Here is a 17,966-nt window from a genome sequence, read left to right on the forward strand (position 1 = left end):
ATTAAAATCCTGTCACAATACTGTACTCTTCTTTATGTTTAAGCACACGCATCAAGTGCGTCACATCATATGGACTACGCAGCTCAATGAATTTCACTTTTGGATATTGGTTCTTTAAGACATTTAATAAAGGGTTAATCCGTTGTTCATAGTTCCACATATAACTTAATAGCGACCATCGTACCGTTTCATTGCAACCAGCGGCTCTATCATCAATTTCTGAAGCCTTATAAAACAAGCGCTTAAATACCCGCCAATAACATAGCCACTTGGGTAAATTAAAGTACAAGCAGATGTCGGCTTCCTGATAACGTATCTCGAATGATTTACTGGAATTACCATCAATAATCCAGCAAGGCTTAGCGACTAATTCTTTTTGAAGTGACAAAAAATCCTCATATTCTCGTGGCACCCAATCGGCAATAAAAAAATATTTATCTAAATGGAATAATGGAATATTTAGGCTCTTTTGCAACATAACAGAAAAAGTGGACTTGCCACTTCCTGGTCTACCAATAATCATGATGCGTTGTAAGTTTATCATTTCATTCAGAGTTTGATTTACAGTTTTCTTTTCTTACAGATGCAAATGATTGTTGTATTCATCCGCTACACTATCTAAAACTTTAAGTAGTCTGTTCTTCACTTAACTGTTTAAGTACGGTTTTTATCGTAGCATGGGAAAAACCTCGGCCACTTAAGAAACGAGCTAATTTTGTATTTATCGCCTCATCTGTATCATTTTTAAATCCACGCATTTTTTTCCGAGCTTCATCTAGGGCGCGAACTTCTTCCAGTTCAATATGCTCTAAGATTTGCTCAATCACTTCTTCTTTAACGCCCTTTTGTTTTAATATTTGCTGAATAAAACTGTTTCCTTTATGGATATAACGAGCACTTAATGACTCAGCCAAACGATTATCATTAATTAAATGTAATTCCCGAAGGCGAGCTATAGTTGCATGAATCTGAGCATCTAACTCGGGCACATGCGAAAAATCCCTCTCTAATTGCCTTATAAGTTCTTTTTCACTGCAATAATGATTGGAAAGATATTTTATTGCTGCATCGATGAGTGTATTCATACTAAAGTTCTACTATAAACCACAATTTTATTTTTGCTTTTGCCAAGACAGCCTGATTTATTTAGAATACCATTATAACAGGAAAATATTGAGTCTTTTATGCCAAAAGAAGGAAAGGCCAGAGTCTTAAGTGAAGCAGAGTTTAAGCGACTGCTTATTGTTGCCAAAGATGGGCAATTCGCTATAAGAAATAGTGCCCTTGTGTATTGTTCTTTTGGACTTGGATTGCGAGTGAAAGAAATCGCCTCTCTCACTATTGCGGATGTGGCTGATTACAACTATCAATTACTTGAAGAGATTTGTTTGAAGCGCTCAATGACCAAAGGTGAAAAGCAACGTTACGCTTATCTTGCCAATGAAAAAATCCGCAAAGCACTCCAAGCTCATCTCGATACCCTAAAACATGTTGCACGAGACAAACCCTTATTTCAGACCCAACGCAAAAGTCGCTTTACGCCTAATAGTTTGCAAAAATGGTTCAAGTCACTCTATGATAAGGCAGGAATCATTGGGGCAAGCTCCCATTCTGGTCGACGTACTTTCATTACCCGCTTAATTGAACAGGGCGCGGATATTAAAGCTGTCTCTCGTCTTGCAGGTCATGCCAACATTGTCACCACAGCAATTTATGTTGAAGACAACCCTGATCGCCTAAAACGCATTGCTAATTTGGCTATTTTCTAAATGACACCAAGGCTTACCGCTTTGCCTTAACTGACTATTTAATATACAGAGTTATCATAAACGTGTTTTAATAGCGCTTAATAAAGCGACGTTATTTATGTAACCAAAACCATTGGTTGTAGTGAAAACGACGCTTAAAACTAAAATATGGAAGTTGATTTTTCTACTTAAACGCATAAAAATTGCCTTTCGGTGATATTTTGCTAAACAGCGCTCCCTTAAACAGAAATCATTCAATCAAAGTCACTTAATAATTGCTTTTTATTTCTTTCTCTTTTCTAACATCGGCTTCATCCTATTTTTTATTTTTAGATAAATCTTCTAATAAAATTTTTCCCTTTTTGGATAAACGATATTTTTGCAATCTACTTTTAGGCTTTTCTGGGATAGTACGCTCGATTAACTCATCCCTGAGCAATTGATCAAGATAATTACGTTGAAAAGTTTCTCGATGCCTAATACCTGCTACCTCTTGTAGCTCTATACTTTTCAGCTCACCTTTTAGCTCACATGCTCTTAGTACCCGCTCCACCCATGGATCGACTTGTCCGGTAACTTGTCCGGTAACTTGTCCGGTAACTTGTCCGGTAACTTGTCCGGTCATCGATGATGATTTACGCCAAATGGTTGTCTTGAATCCATCGGAGATAGAAAATTCAGGCTCTGGCAGTCCAACCTCACGGCAACGACGAATCATATCGCCTGTACCAGTTCCCATACGCTCGATATATTTCGTTAAATACAATGGCTCAGCAAGCAAGGGATTTCTTGGAACAGAACCATGTGGATGACGTAATTTCTCTAAGGTCAATGATGGAGGGAGTCCTCCTGGATTCCAAATTTCCAATCGATCTGCAAACAGCATTACCTGTACACTTCCATTACTATCATAGTCTCGATGAGCAACCGCATTCACAATCGCTTCTGCGACAACTTCCTGGGGAATTTCATAGGCAACAGGCACTTCCGCCCCGCTCTCTCTGGTTCCCACCCAAAGATTAATTTTGGACATTACGAAATCAATCGCCTGATCGACCAGTGAAAATAACGTGCCTTTATATACTTGATATGAAGGAATGGGTTTGGCTACTTCTGTCCCGTGAAAATGAGCACATTTTACCTCGGATGACATAACAAACCGTTGTGGTTGCTTTCCAAAGAGTAACATTGCGGCATGTGTAGGCTTATCCTCATCTAGCAAATTCAAATGGGACAGTAATTCAAAAGAGGTCGCATCGATAGGCAGTGGAAATCCACGTCCTCGTTTTGCTCGACGTAAAAAAGCCGTCATCCCCTCTTCATCTAAATCTAATAATGTTGCCCCTCGACAAGGAGCGGCATCAAAAGGGCTATTTCTGATTAATTTTCGTTCTTCTAAAGCATGTATTAAAGCCGCATAAACACTGGAAATAAGCTCGGAAATAGATTGATAACGCCTTCTGATTAATTCAGTTCCAACACGAGTAATAAGATTTTTCATTTTAGGGTGACGTTTACTTTCTTCATTTCCCTTTATAAAAATTAATCGGGTCTTATGTTCCTCGGAAGCTAGATTGTATTCTTCCTCAGTAGGGGAAACACCTTTTGCATTCTCAAAGCCATAATCATAGCCAAAAAGACCAATATAGATATCACAAGCACTTACTTGTTCTAGATAAACTTGATCTGCCCTCCTATCATGAGCTGGCAATTCTTCGAATAAAAATGGATCAAAAAAACGACGCATTAAGGGATCATTTTTCAACCAATGGCATATCTCTAGACGATCTTCTTTAAATTCTTGTTGTACGCTACTGATAAAAATACGCAATGGTCTCATCATTAATCCAAAATCCAAAAATTAAACACGCTCTTCTTTCTCATTAACAGGCTTAATTACGTTATAACCCACGATTATCACACAACGTTATCAACAGATTTTGTGGATAACTATCCTCTTTCGCTCATTAGTTTGATCAACCAATCAATCTCACTAGCAGAATTCACCTCGATAATCACTTTTCCCTTACCTTCAGCATTTACTTTTACAGAAACATTTGTTGTAAATTGTTGAGATAGATAGGTACTCCACTCCTCACACTTGTCATGCCGTGTAGCTGAAAAAAAAGTCTTGTCATGTTCCTTATCCCCTGATGACTTCAATCGGTTTGCTAATGCCTCCGTATCACGCACATTGAGCTGTTTCTCAATAACGGCGCATGCAACTTGATATTGATGTTCTGGCGAAAGTTTCAAAATTGCTCGGGCATGTCCCATATCAATCTTACCCTCGTTTAGCATCTCTATTACTCTAGAGTCCAAAGATAGTAAGCGAAGCGTATTAGTAACTGAAACTCTGGAACGCCCTATCATTTGTGCTATGTCTTCATGAGTCATATGGAACTCTTCGCGAAAACGGTTTAATGCTAGCGCCTCTTCAATTGGGTTGAGATTTTCGCGTTGAATATTTTCAATCAGTGAAAATGCGAGAGCAATATTATCATCAACATTTCTAATAATAACAGGCACATAAGTTAAACCTGCTTTTTTTGCCGCTCGCCAGCGTCTTTCGCCAGCAATAATCTCATAACGTTCTTCTGCAATCTTTCTAACAATAAGTGGCTGGATAATCCCTTGAACTTTGATGGAGCTTGCGAGCTCATCTAAAACAGATTCATCAAATTGTCTTCTAGGCTGATATTTTCCAGAATTTAATAACTCAACAGCTAAATGAGTTATCGATTCAAAGGGTTTGGATTCTCCATCATGGAATGAATTGTCTAAGGCTCGAAGCAACTTCAATCCCTTCAATTCTAAATTTGACACGAGTGTCTCTCCTCAGTTTATCCCTGCAAACGTCCCACCCTACCTGTAAACGTCGCACCATTAGTTATTTTTCTTATTTTTACTTCCTGCAAACGTCCCACCCTATCCCGTAAACGCCGCATCCATTCCTGTAAACGTCCCGGGCAATTCCCGTAAATGTCCCGCAGACTATCCTACAACCCTTAAGAACATTGATGCATTAAACTTCTAAACAACAAATAAAAAGATCTTAAAAAAAATTAAAACACGTTGTGTTTCTATAGTAAATAGAAAAATTCATAAAAATCTTGTTTTTTCATAAAAATATGGATAAATTAGTAAAACAGTGAAATTTTGTTTATTAAACAAAAGGAAATTATGCTAAATCCTCAAATTATTACTTATGGCACAGATAATCCAGAACAACTGATGGATAAATTTTATCAAGCCGGGAATGATATGTTATTGGCACTCAGGAACTACGTCATTAATCCTGAAAAAAGAAAAAAACCAAGAACATGGGGCGCTATTGAAGCAGCAAAAATGGTTAAAGTTTCAGATCCCACCTTTCGAAAGCTATTGGAGTCACATGATGATATTCCAGGAATAGTAATGGAAAAACAGGAAAATGGGAGAAACGTAAAAAAGTACACTTTAGCCGCTATAAATTGTCTAAGAGATAAAGCCGGGACTCGCTATATACGACCAAAAGGTTCCAAATGTTTAACAATTGCCGTTTCTAATTTAAAGGGTGGTGTTGGAAAAACAGAAACGACAGTCGATTTAGGTAAAAAAATTGCTATTGAAGGATTAAAAGTTTTACTACTAGATTTTGATGCACAAGGAACTGCAACCTTAATTAGCTCCGGATTGATACCTGATTTAGAGTTAAAATATGAAGACACCATCACAAATGTGCTTATTTCTAACCCAAGCAACATTAAGGAGGTTATTTTAAAAACACATTTCGATGGTTTAGATATTATTCCTGCGAACTTGGCGATACAAGATTGTGATCTAATTTTACCCAATGAAACAGCAAATAATCAAGACCGACTAGGATCTCCAGTTATTAGATTAGCTGAATCTTTGAAAATTATTAAAAATCAATATGATGTTATCTTAATTGACTGCGGCCCAAATCTTGGACTACTTACTTTAAACGCAATTATTGCTTGTGATGGAATTATTATTCCTATTCCTCCATCTATGAATGATTATTCCAGTTTCATCATGTATACCGCTACATTAAGAAACATGTTTAAAGAGCTACCTTCTAAAAAATTAGAATATCTTCGAATTTTGATTTCAAAACATACCGGCAGTAATGAGGCCTTACAAATGGAAAACATGATGCGCGAACAATTTGGACGATATATATTGACAAATCATATGTGTGAAACTGTAGAAGTTCCTAAGGCAGCTAACGAAATTGGGACTATTTATGACATTTCTAAACCTCGAGGAAGTCGAGAAGCTTACAGACGCGCTTTGCAACATCTGGATGATGTTAATTTAGAAATTATTAATAACTTTAAAGATATTTGGGACAAACAAGCAACTTCTTCGAATATAGGTGGTGATAACAATGGATAACAGTAAAAAAAATGTCCACAACTCTGGTCCATTAGGCATGTTACTGCGAAACGGGCAAATTAATAAACTGGAAACTTCTAACGAGGTTTCTTCTAATCAAACATCATCCAAAGCATCTTCCTATTTTAAAACACAATCTGGAATTGAGTTTTCAGAGCAAGAGCTGATTTATATTGATCCTGCTGAATGTGAACCATGGTGCTATGCTAACCGTCATGAAAATGAAATGGGCGATATTCAAGGGCTTGTTGATTCAATTAAAGCAAATAAACAATTGCAACCGGCTTTAGTTAGGCTTCACCCTACCCCACATGGAAAAATTAAATACGAGGTAATTTTCGGCAGAAGACGACACATTGCTTGCTTACAGCTTGGAATTCCTTTTTTAGTCATAAAAAAAGACATTCCTAATATTCAAGATGCTGTAGCATCCCAAGATGCAGAAAATAAATTACGAAATGATGTTAGCAACTATTCTAATGCCTTGTTATATAAACGCTTATTAGTAGATGGTGTATTTAAAACTGAAAAAGAGCTCGCAGACAAATTAAATATCTCTACATCAACTTTTAATGATTTAATGGCTTACTCAAAGATTCCTGATGAAATAATAGGTAAAATTCCTAATATTCATATTTTATCAAAACAGTTGGCCGTTTCTATTGTTCAAATATTAAATAAATCAAAAAACAACTATAAAACAATGTTATCTATTGCCCATCAGATAGGGAAAACAATAAATTCTAATGCCAAGCTTGAGCGTATATTTGAATCAAATAGCACGAAATCGCAATCGTCATTACACACAAGAAATTCCACTGATGCTAAATTTTATGTATCTCAAAAAGGTAAGAAATTATTTACTTTTAAACGTGATTCACGAGGATTACCTTCGATTGTTCTTAATAAAGAAATCTCCGAATTAATAGATTTAGAATCTATGTGTTCTCATATGTTTGAATATCTAGAAAAAGAAATGGAATCCGGATATCCGGATTGATATTTAATCCGGATATCCGGATTCTATCGTTAGGGAGAACTGTGTGAAAAACGCAGCAATGAATAATAAAAGTCTCGAGCTAAAGAAACATGTTAACGCGATACATTGTTCTAATAATCTATCATTAGTTCAGCGTAAGCTGTTTAATGCGTTGCTCTTTAATGCTTATCCAGATCTTCCCTACAAACAACAATTTGAAATCAAAGGAAAAGATTTATATCAACTAATTGGTTACAACAGTAAAGACACTGCTAAGCTGAAGGAAGCTTTAATCGGACTAATAACGATAGCTATTGAGTGGAATGTTATTGATTGCTCAACAGGACAAGAAAAAAAATGGAAGGCTAGTTCCATATTGGCATCTGCCGAACTTTCAAACGGAGTTTGTATTTATGAATACAGCCAGGTAATGAAAGATCTTATGTACCAACCTGAAATTTATGGTCAAATCAATATTGATCTCGTTTCAAAGTTTAAATCGGGTTATGGTTTGGCGTTATACGAGAATTGTATCCGATATAAGGGGCTTATGCAGACACCATGGTTTCCCATAGAGATTTTTAGAAAGTTGATGGGTGTGTTTGATGGAAAGTATCAAGTATTTAAAGATTTTAAGAAAAGAGTACTTGATGTTGGGGTGAATGAAGTAAATACAGTATCACCCATTCGTATTGTTCCTGAATTAGAACGAGTTAATCAGAAGGTCACTAAAATTCGATTCAAGTTAGAAAAAAATATTGATGAATCTCCAATTCAGGTAAATAACTTATCAATTGATGAGGAATTAAAACAAATATTGATTAGTACATTTGGATTTTCAGCACAAATGATTGATGAGACATATACAAAATATGGTAGGGAATATATTCGAGAGAAAGTAGAAATCATTACACAATCAGAGAATTTTGTTACAGGAAAAATTAGAGGCTTAGCTGGGTATTTGATTGAAGCATTAAAAAAAGATTATAAGCTAAGCAGATCAAGCAAAGCTGTAATTAATGAGCGTCGCAAGATCTCAGAGGCTAAAGAAAAAGAAAAAAAAGAAAAATTGGAAGAACAATCAGAGCGCTACAAACATTATGTAAACAAAAAGATAAACACATACCTAGAGAAATTAACAGAGCATCAAAAAAGCGCTTTAAATAATGATTTTGATAAATTCATGAAGGAACAAAGTAGTATTTTAAAAAATTGGTATAAAAAGCATGGTCTAGATCACCCTGCAACCAAAGCCTCGTTTCATAGTTTCATTAAAGAAAATAGACATAGTGAAATAGGTACTATCATATCAATGGAAGATTATATTGAGTTAGTTCAATAGCAATTAATAATAGCTATAAACTTTAAGGGTGGGACATTTGCGGGGATGTATTGTTTTATTGATGGGTGAGACGTTTACGGGGAATGAGATAATTAGTAATGAAAACAATTTGTGTTTATCTTGGTGCTAGTTCTGGAAATAATCTGGCATTCAAAGAAGCTGTTATTAAGCTTGCTCATGAAATAGTGGCTCATGGACTTACACTAGTTTATGGTGGGTCACGTTTAGGTATGATGGGTTTATTAGCAAAAACTGTAAAAGGATTGGGTGGTAAAGCGATCGGGGTTACAACCACACATCTTTTAGACAAAGAAAAACCGTTAGACATTCTAGATGAACTTCATATAGTCTCCTCCATGCAAGAAAGAAAAAAAATGCTTCAACATCTGGCAGACGCATTTATCGTTATGCCTGGTGGTTTGGGAACACTAGAGGAAGCGGTTGAAACATGGAACGCAATAAAAATTGGAGAGCTTGACAAAAAGATAGGGTTTCTTAACGTTGATGATTACTTTATAAAACTATTTAGTTTTATGGATCATTGTAATAAAAATGGATTTATAACAGCTGAGCAAATAGCTATTCCCTCTGTGCAAGTTGAACCTAAAAAATTGTTGAGTGATTTAGTCCAAGTAAAATCTGAAGAATTGTTTGTGTGATGTAACAGTAAAAGTTTTTAATAAGGAAATGAAATGCATGCTGTAAGGGGTGAGCGAAAAGGGGTAGTTTATCTACATTGGCTAAATGCAATAACTACATTCAGTTTTGCTATTTTATTTTCATCATTATCCCTTTATTTAACAAAGAATATTGGCTTAACTCAAATCCAATCCAATGGAATCGTAGGATTTTTTCTGGCATCAAATTTTATTTTACATTTTGTAGCGGGGTACATTGGGGATAGATTTTTAAGTAATCGATTGCTATTTGCCATTTCAACGCTCATACAAACTTTAGGGTTAATAGTACTTAATTTTTCTGATTCTTTTGTGTATCTAGGGTTAAGCTTGTTTCTTATAGGGTGTGGATTAGGATCTACATGTATTAACTGCCTTATTACCCAACAATTTACAAGTAACGAAAATGAATTAAGAGAAAAAGCATTTTTTCATAATTACAGTGCTATGAATATAGGATTCCTCTCTGGTTATGTTATGAGCGGATTTATTGATATTCACGATAGATACGATCGTTTATTTGAAGTAAGTAATTTGATTAATCTAATTACGGTGTTTTTCATTATTAAATCGTGGAGATATTTCGCAAAAAATAAAGTAAATACCAGGGAGGAGATAAAGAGGGGTCGACTAGGTCTGATATTAATCATATTTATTATACCTATTCTTCTAGCAGGGTTTTATTATTCTTGGTTAGCAAATGGCCTCATACTCTTTATTGGTTCTGCTGCTTTATTCTATATAACATTACTTGGACGAAGTTTAAGTACACAAAATGCACGAAAAAAAATTTATTCTTTTGTATTTTTAACGGTAAGTTCAATTGTATTTTGGATGCTTTATTTTGTAGGACCTATGGGTGTGACTCAATTCTTGAAGTATAACGTGAGTATTTACATCGGTTCTTATTATATTCCCCCACAATGGTTAATGAATTTAAACTCAATTTTTGTAATTATTGCCTCACCTATAGCAATCACTCTATTTGATAAACTAAGAAAGAAACAAATCACCATTTCGATATCAAAACAATTTATGTGTTCCTTAGTGTTTATTGCATTGTCGTTTTTGGCATTGACTGTTGGCATAATGAACTGTGGTACTGAGGGATTAACTAGCATGATTTGGATTATTGCGCATTATCTTCTTCAAGCGATAGGGGAGTTGCTTATTGCTCCTGTTGGTTACGCGATGATAGGAAGTCTTGCACCAGAAAAACTGCAAGGACTTATGATGGGGATATGGATGATGGCTTCAGGAATAGCAGCCACATTATCCAACTATTTTTCTAATTTAATGACTCAATCGGAATCACTAAATCCGCTGATTAGCAATGAACATTATATGAGCGCATTTACCCAGCTAGGTCTTTATGCCATCTTTGGTGCACTCATTCTCTGGTTATGTTCTAAAACGATTGAGAATAGTATACAAAAAACCTCGGTCGAAGCGATCGAAGGGGTAGCATGATCTATTGTAACGATAACTCCGCCTGTAATTTGGATAATTTTGTTTCTTCTTGAGCTAATATTTTTAGAAAATTATCCAATACATTAGGGTTTTTTATTGTTTTGATATCTTTTTTAATGCCATTTATAAGACTTTGTTGAATTTGAAGTGACTTTTGTAATGCCATGTTAGTACATGGGGGATGAGCCAATTCATAAACATTGGATAAATGTTTATTTGTAGCGATCTCATCTAATCCAGAATATGTACATTCTTCCTTCTTCAATTGTAGTCGAACAGCATTTTCCTGATCGTGCTTTTCCTTGTAACGTATCCCTTCTGGAGAATATTTATCAAATCCTTTGGGGGTTCTCCAGCGATTTGAGCGAAGAAGTTGAGAAATGATATTAATTTTGTGTTGAAAAGTGCCAATGTTTTGGAATTGTTCTTGGTTACTTAATGAAAATACAACCTCATCCAAGACCTTTTGTGGTGAGGATAGTTTAACTCCGTGTTGCTTTTGAACATTCATCAACATCCCTTTAGCAATATGGAGCTCATTGAGTGGTAATCTGGTATCTGAATGAGAAAAGGTAATATTATTAATTACTCTATTTTTTTCTTTATTAATGATATCTGTTGAAACAAGATAATCCATTCTCTCGTTTATATCTGGCTCAGAAACAAGCTCCTTTTCTTTTACCTCTATAGTGCTTTTGGGTTCTTTGGGGATTAATTGTAATTTTCTTTGAAGCGTTTCTGTAAGGGTTATAAACGATCGAGGCACACCGTAATATTTAAATCGTTTTCTGATAATGAAGCCGTTTTCTTCTAAGTTTTTTAGGTAAATATACATTCTGCTTTCGCTAAACCCAAGCTCTGCTGCAAGTTCAGGAATTTTTTTTGTAAACCATAATCTATTTTCGCGCTTTAAAAGGGTGCCTTGATGATGAAAAATTATTTTATCTAAGAGAAGTGCTTCTTTAGAGCATTTGGTTAATGAGAGAAGCTTGTTAAAGCCTAAATAATAAATCGAATTATTCATAATACATCCATGTGAAAAATATTACTTAATTAAACCTGATGTAGCCAGCATATAAATTAACTGAGGCGTGGTTTTACAATTAAAGCTAGTTTTTAAGTCACTGAGTCGGTAAAGAATGTATCTCTTTGACTTTTTTGTATCTTCTGCAATGTCATTCACATGACAGCCGCTGACTATCATTTTTATGATTTGATTATCCACATGATCAATTGTCATTTAAACTCCGTTTATATAAAAACGCGTTCCATGTGACATAATTTATAACTTGAAATGCATTAATGCAATAAAAATTGTTATTTTTACCAATAAATTTTATTACATGAAATACGGATTGATTGAATACCCTTATGTTCTCTTGTATGATTCAGTTAATTAATAGGATTTTAAATTGATGCCATATGAGTGAATTATCGTGGGATAAGGTAAAAACGGACATAGCTCGGGTTAGCAAACGCCTCTATGAAGTATTGAAAACCATAGATGGCATTGAAAATATGCTTTTTACTGTTCTTGAATATCAGTATGGGCAGATTATTGCAGATGAACACCATTTTTATTTACCAAATACGGGTGGCAGACTGTCTTCAGTTCCTTTCTCAATGGTTTTAGAAAAAAATCTTGAAATGTTTATTGAGTTTAAAGGGAAGTCAAGTACACATCAGGTCTATAGAGAGGGAGATTTTTTAAGCGTTAGTTCACTTTATAATGCTTCAAATACTCATCATCCAACAGATATATTGCAAATATCTTCCGGCGCAAGGAATACATTCTTACTCTGTCCTGTAGCGGATGCAAGGCCTCATGCTAGTTTAGAAAAATATTTTAAGGCGGATATTCCTGTTCCAGGTGATCTTGGAAATCATTATTTAACCTTCAAAAGTTTGTGCGATGCAGCCAATTGTAGTTGGCGTTCAAGGTTATTGGTATTTCCCTCTGAAATTGTAACTTTAATAAAAGAGAATAAATTACCTACTCTTTTGAGTTTGGTGATGGAGTTTGATTCTAATCAAACAGGATATTACGCAAATCTGCCTTTTTATAATTATCTAATGGCCTATGTTCGTGCAAATAATCCAGAAATATCTCAAAATGAATTTACTAATAATGCAATTAGCCAATTAATTACTATAGGGACAGGACAAGTCCCTGGCTACGGATTAGCTGTTGGTGATGATTTATTACCTTTAGAATTTATTGTTGAGGTGTATCGCGATATATATAAATCCAAATACACTCCCTTTGTTATGGAGCCAGTGCATTTCGATAAAAATAAAAACAATCCTGTTTTTTATTCAATACTCAAAGAAGAGATGGCTTTTAAACCAACATCATTTTCAAATAAACCACAACGATGTGAATTAATATACGATACTTATTTGCAATATGCGGATCATATAAAGAAGTTAGGTCATTTCAAGAGTACCCCTTTTTTTGAAAGTGCTACTAATCTGGATTTAACACTTTTTCATGAAAAAAATAATCAAGTGACTAATAATCTATTTAAATTGCCTAGAGAGACAATTTTTTCTTATGATTCTCGGTTTTTAGAAGTAACAGATAAACTTGGTTATTCAGTAGATCAGTTCCCTTCTAAAACAACATTTTTAGTAGGATGCTTTGGTATTAAATACAATGAAAATAAAGACACTGTTATGCATTGATCCCCTCCAGGATTATGAGCTAATTGATTGTGATCTACTAGTTCAGCTAGGAATTTCCCCGATTTTTTTGATTAAAGAAGAATCTAAGTTTGTTAAGGACAGAGAAAATGTATTAGTAAGCTCATTTTCATTTGAAGATCTGCTCGCTATTTGTGTTTCGATTCGCCCTAATTATATAGTCTGTTTTTCGGAAGATATGTTTGTTGATGTAGCAAGAGTCAGGGAAAAACTAAATATAGCAGGCATGGGTTTGAATACATCGATGCTATTAAGTCATAAAGATCTTATGTATCAAAAATTGGATGGTTTATTTTTATATCCTAAAACAACAACATTGATTGAATCTTCAAACCTAAAATCAATCAAAGAAAGGATAGGTGATCAAGAGATATTTATTAAACCTATTAATTCATCTGGCTCGTATGAGACATATCATATTAAAACCGAGAAGGATTTTTGTGATTTTTTGGCCAATAAAAAAGAGAGCGAGGAAAAGTATATCGTTCAAGCTTATGTTGCAGATGATTTATACCATTCAGAATTGGCAGTATTTGATGGGAATATATTGTTTGTAGAAGCCAGAAAATATACGCATCCAAATCATTTAATGGTCAGTAAAAATTTGCCTATATTTAGTCTGAATATTTTAGATGAGCATCAGCGACAATTAATTTTGGATGCTTCAGTTAAGATTTGCCAGTTATTAGAATTCAATAACGGGGTGCTTCACACCGAGTTTTTCATGAGTGAGGATAGTTGTATTCAGTTTATTGAAACTAATGCTAGACCTCCAGGTATTGGTCTAAATAAGTTATACCAAAAGAAATACTCCTTGAGTCTTGAAACAATTTTATGTTGTATTGTTTGTGAGGTTGACCCTCCTCGCTTGGTAAAGAATAAAAGCCATTACATTTGTGGTTATTTTCCTAGAAAGAACGGTGTTATAAAAAAAATTCACAAGCCAGAACTCCATGTACAAAACGAATGGACACTTTTTGTTAGGCCTGATGATACCAGTGAGGAAATGGCGCATATGTCTAAGTCAGCGATGGTGATTTGTTGGGATGACTGTATTACTGAAGTCAACCAAGCAGGTAGCTTTCTTGCAGAGCAAGATATTGTAGAAATATATTAATTCTAAAAATCGATTATAACCTCATTTTGGCTGCTGATGAGTTTTTAGTAAGGTCTTTAAACAGTTGTTCGTTCATATTTTCGTCACAATTGTTAAAAATATAAGTAAATTATATATGTCGTTTATACAAAAATCTACAGGTTATAAGAATGCATGAATATCAATTAATAGAGTTTAATTCAGATAGAAAACAAACCCAATTGGTTTCCAGTAAATCAAACTTGCAACAAGTATTAGCAGAATTTTATAAAGAAAATTTTGAAAAGATGTTTGACGACTTTGGTTGTTCAAAAGGATACATTTCCGTATTTGTTAACTCAGAACAGATATCATCCATTAAAGACATTATTCTTAACCCAAATGATGAAGTGTGTATTGTGACTTCTATTTCAGGAGGGTAGGAGAGTGGATAGATATAAACGTCAAATTTCCGTTATTGGAGAGCAAGGTCAAAAAATAATAAATAACGCAACAATTATGATCGTTGGACTCGGCGGGATAGGAAGTCCAGTAGCGCAATATCTTGCCGCAGCTGGTGTTGGAAAGTTAATTCTTGTCGACGATGATAAAGTAGACCTTTCTAATTTGCATAGACAGATCTTATTTAATGAATGCGATATAGGGTTCTATAAGGCAGAAAAAGCGAGAAATGTTTTAAGTAAAATTAATAAAAATATTGTCATAGAGGTTCACACTAAAAGGTTTGATGTGGATTTCGGATATTCCTTAGTATCTGATATTGACTTGATCATTGACGGAACAGATAATTTTGAAACAAGATACCTTATTAACGATATTTGTGTTTTAAAGAATAAAGTATTTATCAGCTGTAGTATTTTGGTCAATATCATTCAACTTGCTTTATTTGATACAAAGCACTTTTGTTATCGTTGTCTATACCCAAATCCACCACCTATAGGTGTAATACCTAATTGTTCGGAAGCGGGTGTTTTAGGCACTGTGACAGGAATGGCAGGAACCATGGCTGCTAATTTGGCATTAAATTATTTACTCAAGATAGAGAATGAAAAAGTACCACAGATACGAATAATAGATGCGAAAAACTTCAATATCTCTTCAATGCCTATAAAGCAAAATAATAACTGTTTTGCATGTAAACAAAGAAAAATCAGCTTAAGTTACCTGCAGAATCAGGGCGCTGATTATGGAATTTCCCTGGGGCAACTTGATAGAACCAAACATTTTCTAGTTGATATAAGGCAAAAAGAAGAACGAGAGATTACCAAATTAGAAGATGATCTATTTTTTCCTGTTAAAGAGAATACTGATTATTCATTTTTCTTATCCTATAAAGATAAGAAGTTGGTATTTTATTGTGCATCAGGATATCGAAGTAAATTGTTTGTATCAGAACTAAGAAATTTAGGTGTTAATGCCTATTATCTTAATGAAAGGCTTTCTAAATGATTTTTGAGCATCAAGAAACGTCTTTAAGAGCTCGCAATTACTGCGAAACACTAGGTTTATTGACTTCTTTAAAGAAACTGGCAGGAATTACACGCTTAGCCGATTTAACCCATTTAGATTACACCGCTCTACCTGTCTATACTGCAATAAGACCTAGAGCAAAATCGTTAACCACGAGTCAGGGAAAAGGATTAACAAAAGAGGCCGCTCAGTGCTCGGCATTGATGGAGTCCATTGAAGTATATTTTGCCGAAGAATTAATACCACAACTGACTAATAAGTCAGAGCTTGAGCTAGCTCAAGACAAAGCTATTTTTATACCGCTAAACGATCTTTCAAAGTCTGTACACTTTAGTGATTCTTCACGGCCAATGAATTGGGTACAAGCTGAATTAATATTTGCAGAAAAATCCATTCTTGTGCCTTTTGCTGAGTTCTCGCTAAATTCTTATTTGCCAGAAGTATTGATTTACTCTCCTGATACCACTGGACTTGCGGGGGGAAATAACTTTAAAGAGGCCCTTTTACACGGAATTCTAGAGGTAATAGAACGACAAAATGCTCTAAAAATATCCGAAACTGCTTTTGTTAATTGCGAAATGGTCAAAAATATAACAAAAAAATTTGATTGTCATATTTACTTTCATGAAAATATTTATGAAATTCCTTCGTTTGAGGTATGGATTAAATCAAAAAATCCTTTTGAAAATCAAATTCTATTTAAAGGCGGTGGATGTCATCTCGATAAACAAATAGCTTTAAATCGTGCACTGACTGAGGCTATTCAATCGCGAGTAACTACAATAGCAGGTTCCCGTGATGACTTGATTCATACAAAGTATGATTTTCAAACTAGTGAGTTTCCTGTCGTCAAAGATAAGAAGGATTTTTCTGAGTTGCCTAATTATTCGGTAAAGACAATAGAAGATGCACTTTCAGCTCTGTTTGAAAAGATTAAGGGAAACAATCAGGATATTTTAGTTTATAAATACTATGACAAAGAAATATGCATTTTAAAAGTAAAACTAATTTCTATGGATTTGATAAGTCATGTATGAAACAGTAGTTTTTTTAGAAACTTCGTTAACCCACCAAGAAGCGATGCATCTACTTCCCCATGCGGCGTATTTACCTTCAATCAAAAAGGGAGATGTGCTTAAAGCAATAAAATCAGGGTATAAACGGATAGTTATCATCGATGGAAATTTTTCCTGGGTTCCTTCTGTGTGGCATAAAGAAATATTAACAGCATTAGACTACGGTATTGAGGTTTGGGGTGCAGCTTCAATGGGGGCTTTGAGAGCAGCCGAGCTGGATTCTTTTGGCATGCGTGGACATGGGCGTATATATGAGATGTATAAGAATGAAGAAGTAGATGGTGACGATGAAGTGGCAATTGCTTATTCTAAATTCAATAACGTGCAAACTATTCCTTTAATCAATATCCGTCTAACGCTTGAACGACTAAATAGTATTAATAACGGAACTGTTTTAAATTCAATACGATCCATTTTTTATGCTGAAAGAACTTGGGAGAAAATTGCTCAACACGTGTCAGAAGATCTTTATCATTTGATTAAATCTAATTATATAGATGCAAAAAAAGAGGATGCAAAGTCGTTATTGTTTTCTTTAAATCAACAACACATTCTTTCTACGGTTTCTGATTTAAATAGAAAAAAAAGAGAGTTTACTCTTTTTGAAAAAAAATTAATTGAGTCCACTTTGTCTCCTGTTTGGTTGCGTGCCCCGGTGCATGAGCAGACAGAATGTTCAGTGTCTCTAAAGAGAGTGGAAAATATTCTTAAATTACTATCAATTCCTGAAACAAAAAAGAATAGGCTCCGTTATCAATACTTACTATCTCTTCTTGATCAACAAACGTATGCAATTACACAATGCGAGCTTATATATCAAGTCGAACAATTTAGAGAGGAGCATAACTTGTTAAAAGGAGAGGATTTTTTTAACTGGTTAAAGGACATGGGATTGCATGAGTCTAACCTGGAACAACTCTTTACCGATTATGTAAAGTTGATGAAATATTTGATAATTACCTACGATTTCAATAGTTATTTTAATTAGTCTATTCATTCTAAGA

18 protein-coding genes are annotated in these 17,966 nt (G+C 34.6%); 12 read left to right on the forward strand and 6 right to left on the reverse strand.

The annotated features are described in order from the left end of the window. Position 1: 1 nt before the first annotated feature. The gene (locus OQJ13_RS16590; RefSeq protein WP_265712027.1) at positions 2–544 is read right to left on the reverse strand and encodes a DNA topology modulation protein; all 543 of its coding nucleotides are present in this window, start codon (positions 542–544) and stop codon (positions 2–4) included. Between the two features lie 82 nt (positions 545–626). Further along, positions 627–1,085 (reverse strand): regulatory protein RecX, encoded by a 459-nt coding sequence (locus OQJ13_RS16595; RefSeq protein ID WP_265712028.1) that lies wholly within the window; start codon positions 1,083–1,085, stop codon positions 627–629. 99 nt (positions 1,086–1,184) lie between these two features. Here OQJ13_RS16595 and OQJ13_RS16600 point away from each other — a divergent pair, with 99 nt between their 5' ends. Beyond that, complete coding sequence (locus tag OQJ13_RS16600; protein ID WP_014845023.1) at positions 1,185–1,769, forward strand: tyrosine-type recombinase/integrase; 585 nt, start codon at positions 1,185–1,187, stop codon at positions 1,767–1,769. A 295-nt stretch (positions 1,770–2,064) separates the two neighbouring features. Here OQJ13_RS16600 and OQJ13_RS16605 read toward each other — a convergent pair whose 3' ends face one another. Both OQJ13_RS16605 and OQJ13_RS16610 read right to left on the reverse strand, forming a co-directional pair. Then, complete coding sequence (locus tag OQJ13_RS16605; RefSeq protein ID WP_265712029.1) at positions 2,065–3,591, reverse strand: ATP-binding protein; 1,527 nt, start codon at positions 3,589–3,591, stop codon at positions 2,065–2,067. Between the two features lie 107 nt (positions 3,592–3,698). Then, positions 3,699–4,574, reverse strand: a complete 876-nt coding sequence (locus OQJ13_RS16610; RefSeq protein ID WP_265712030.1) for a ParB/RepB/Spo0J family partition protein — start codon at positions 4,572–4,574, stop codon at positions 3,699–3,701. A gap of 357 nt (positions 4,575–4,931) precedes the next feature. Here OQJ13_RS16610 and OQJ13_RS16615 point away from each other — a divergent pair, with 357 nt between their 5' ends. From OQJ13_RS16615 to OQJ13_RS16635, 5 genes are all read left to right on the forward strand, one after another. Next, entirely contained in the window at positions 4,932–6,149 is a 1,218-nt protein-coding gene (locus OQJ13_RS16615) for an AAA family ATPase (protein WP_019235286.1), read from the forward strand. Next, positions 6,142–7,149 (forward strand): ParB/RepB/Spo0J family partition protein, encoded by a 1,008-nt coding sequence (locus tag OQJ13_RS16620; protein WP_019235287.1) that lies wholly within the window; start codon positions 6,142–6,144, stop codon positions 7,147–7,149. Before OQJ13_RS16615 ends, OQJ13_RS16620 begins: the two co-directional genes overlap by 8 nt. A 43-nt stretch (positions 7,150–7,192) precedes the next feature. Then, on the forward strand, positions 7,193–8,470 hold the full coding sequence (locus tag OQJ13_RS16625; RefSeq protein WP_265712031.1) for a replication initiation protein: 1,278 nt from the start codon (positions 7,193–7,195) through the stop codon (positions 8,468–8,470). 98 nt (positions 8,471–8,568) lie between these two features. Then, positions 8,569–9,129: a TIGR00730 family Rossman fold protein gene (locus tag OQJ13_RS16630; RefSeq protein ID WP_265712032.1), complete on the forward strand. Its 561-nt coding sequence runs from the start codon at positions 8,569–8,571 to the stop codon at positions 9,127–9,129. A 33-nt stretch (positions 9,130–9,162) separates the two neighbouring features. Beyond that, the gene (locus OQJ13_RS16635; RefSeq protein ID WP_265712033.1) at positions 9,163–10,617 is read left to right on the forward strand and encodes a peptide MFS transporter; all 1,455 of its coding nucleotides are present in this window, start codon (positions 9,163–9,165) and stop codon (positions 10,615–10,617) included. 1 nt (position 10,618) lies between these two features. Here the strand turns inward: OQJ13_RS16635 and OQJ13_RS16640 are convergent, their stop codons facing one another. Together OQJ13_RS16640 and OQJ13_RS16645 are read right to left on the reverse strand one after the other, a co-directional pair. After that, positions 10,619–11,641: a hypothetical protein gene (locus tag OQJ13_RS16640; RefSeq protein WP_265712034.1), complete on the reverse strand. Its 1,023-nt coding sequence runs from the start codon at positions 11,639–11,641 to the stop codon at positions 10,619–10,621. Positions 11,642–11,662: 21 nt separating this feature from the next. Further along, positions 11,663–11,857 carry a hypothetical protein gene (locus OQJ13_RS16645; RefSeq protein ID WP_019235293.1) on the reverse strand — a complete coding sequence of 65 codons (195 nt, stop codon included), beginning with the start codon at positions 11,855–11,857 and terminating at the stop codon, positions 11,663–11,665. A 182-nt stretch (positions 11,858–12,039) separates the two neighbouring features. Here OQJ13_RS16645 and OQJ13_RS16650 point away from each other — a divergent pair, with 182 nt between their 5' ends. The 6 genes from OQJ13_RS16650 to OQJ13_RS16675 all read left to right on the forward strand — a co-directional run bounded on the left by OQJ13_RS16650 (position 12,040) and on the right by OQJ13_RS16675 (position 17,950). Next, entirely contained in the window at positions 12,040–13,302 is a 1,263-nt protein-coding gene (locus tag OQJ13_RS16650) for a hypothetical protein (protein WP_265712035.1), read from the forward strand. Then, on the forward strand, positions 13,274–14,437 hold the full coding sequence (locus OQJ13_RS16655; protein ID WP_265712036.1) for an ATP-grasp domain-containing protein: 1,164 nt from the start codon (positions 13,274–13,276) through the stop codon (positions 14,435–14,437). The genes OQJ13_RS16650 and OQJ13_RS16655 overlap by 29 nt, the downstream gene beginning before the upstream one ends. A 149-nt stretch (positions 14,438–14,586) precedes the next feature. Further along, the gene (locus tag OQJ13_RS16660) at positions 14,587–14,838 is read left to right on the forward strand and encodes a MoaD/ThiS family protein (protein WP_019235296.1); all 252 of its coding nucleotides are present in this window, start codon (positions 14,587–14,589) and stop codon (positions 14,836–14,838) included. 4 nt (positions 14,839–14,842) lie between these two features. Next, the gene (locus tag OQJ13_RS16665) at positions 14,843–15,865 is read left to right on the forward strand and encodes a HesA/MoeB/ThiF family protein (protein WP_265712037.1); all 1,023 of its coding nucleotides are present in this window, start codon (positions 14,843–14,845) and stop codon (positions 15,863–15,865) included. Then, positions 15,862–16,923, forward strand: a complete 1,062-nt coding sequence (locus tag OQJ13_RS16670) for a YcaO-like family protein (protein ID WP_265712038.1) — start codon at positions 15,862–15,864, stop codon at positions 16,921–16,923. The genes OQJ13_RS16665 and OQJ13_RS16670 overlap by 4 nt, the downstream gene beginning before the upstream one ends. Further along, the gene (locus tag OQJ13_RS16675) at positions 16,916–17,950 is read left to right on the forward strand and encodes a TfuA-like protein (RefSeq protein WP_265712039.1); all 1,035 of its coding nucleotides are present in this window, start codon (positions 16,916–16,918) and stop codon (positions 17,948–17,950) included. Before OQJ13_RS16670 ends, OQJ13_RS16675 begins: the two co-directional genes overlap by 8 nt. Positions 17,951–17,966: the final 16 nt, after the last annotated feature.

The sequence above is a fragment of the Legionella sp. PATHC035 genome (assembly GCF_026191115.1).
Lineage (GTDB): Bacteria > Pseudomonadota > Gammaproteobacteria > Legionellales > Legionellaceae > Legionella.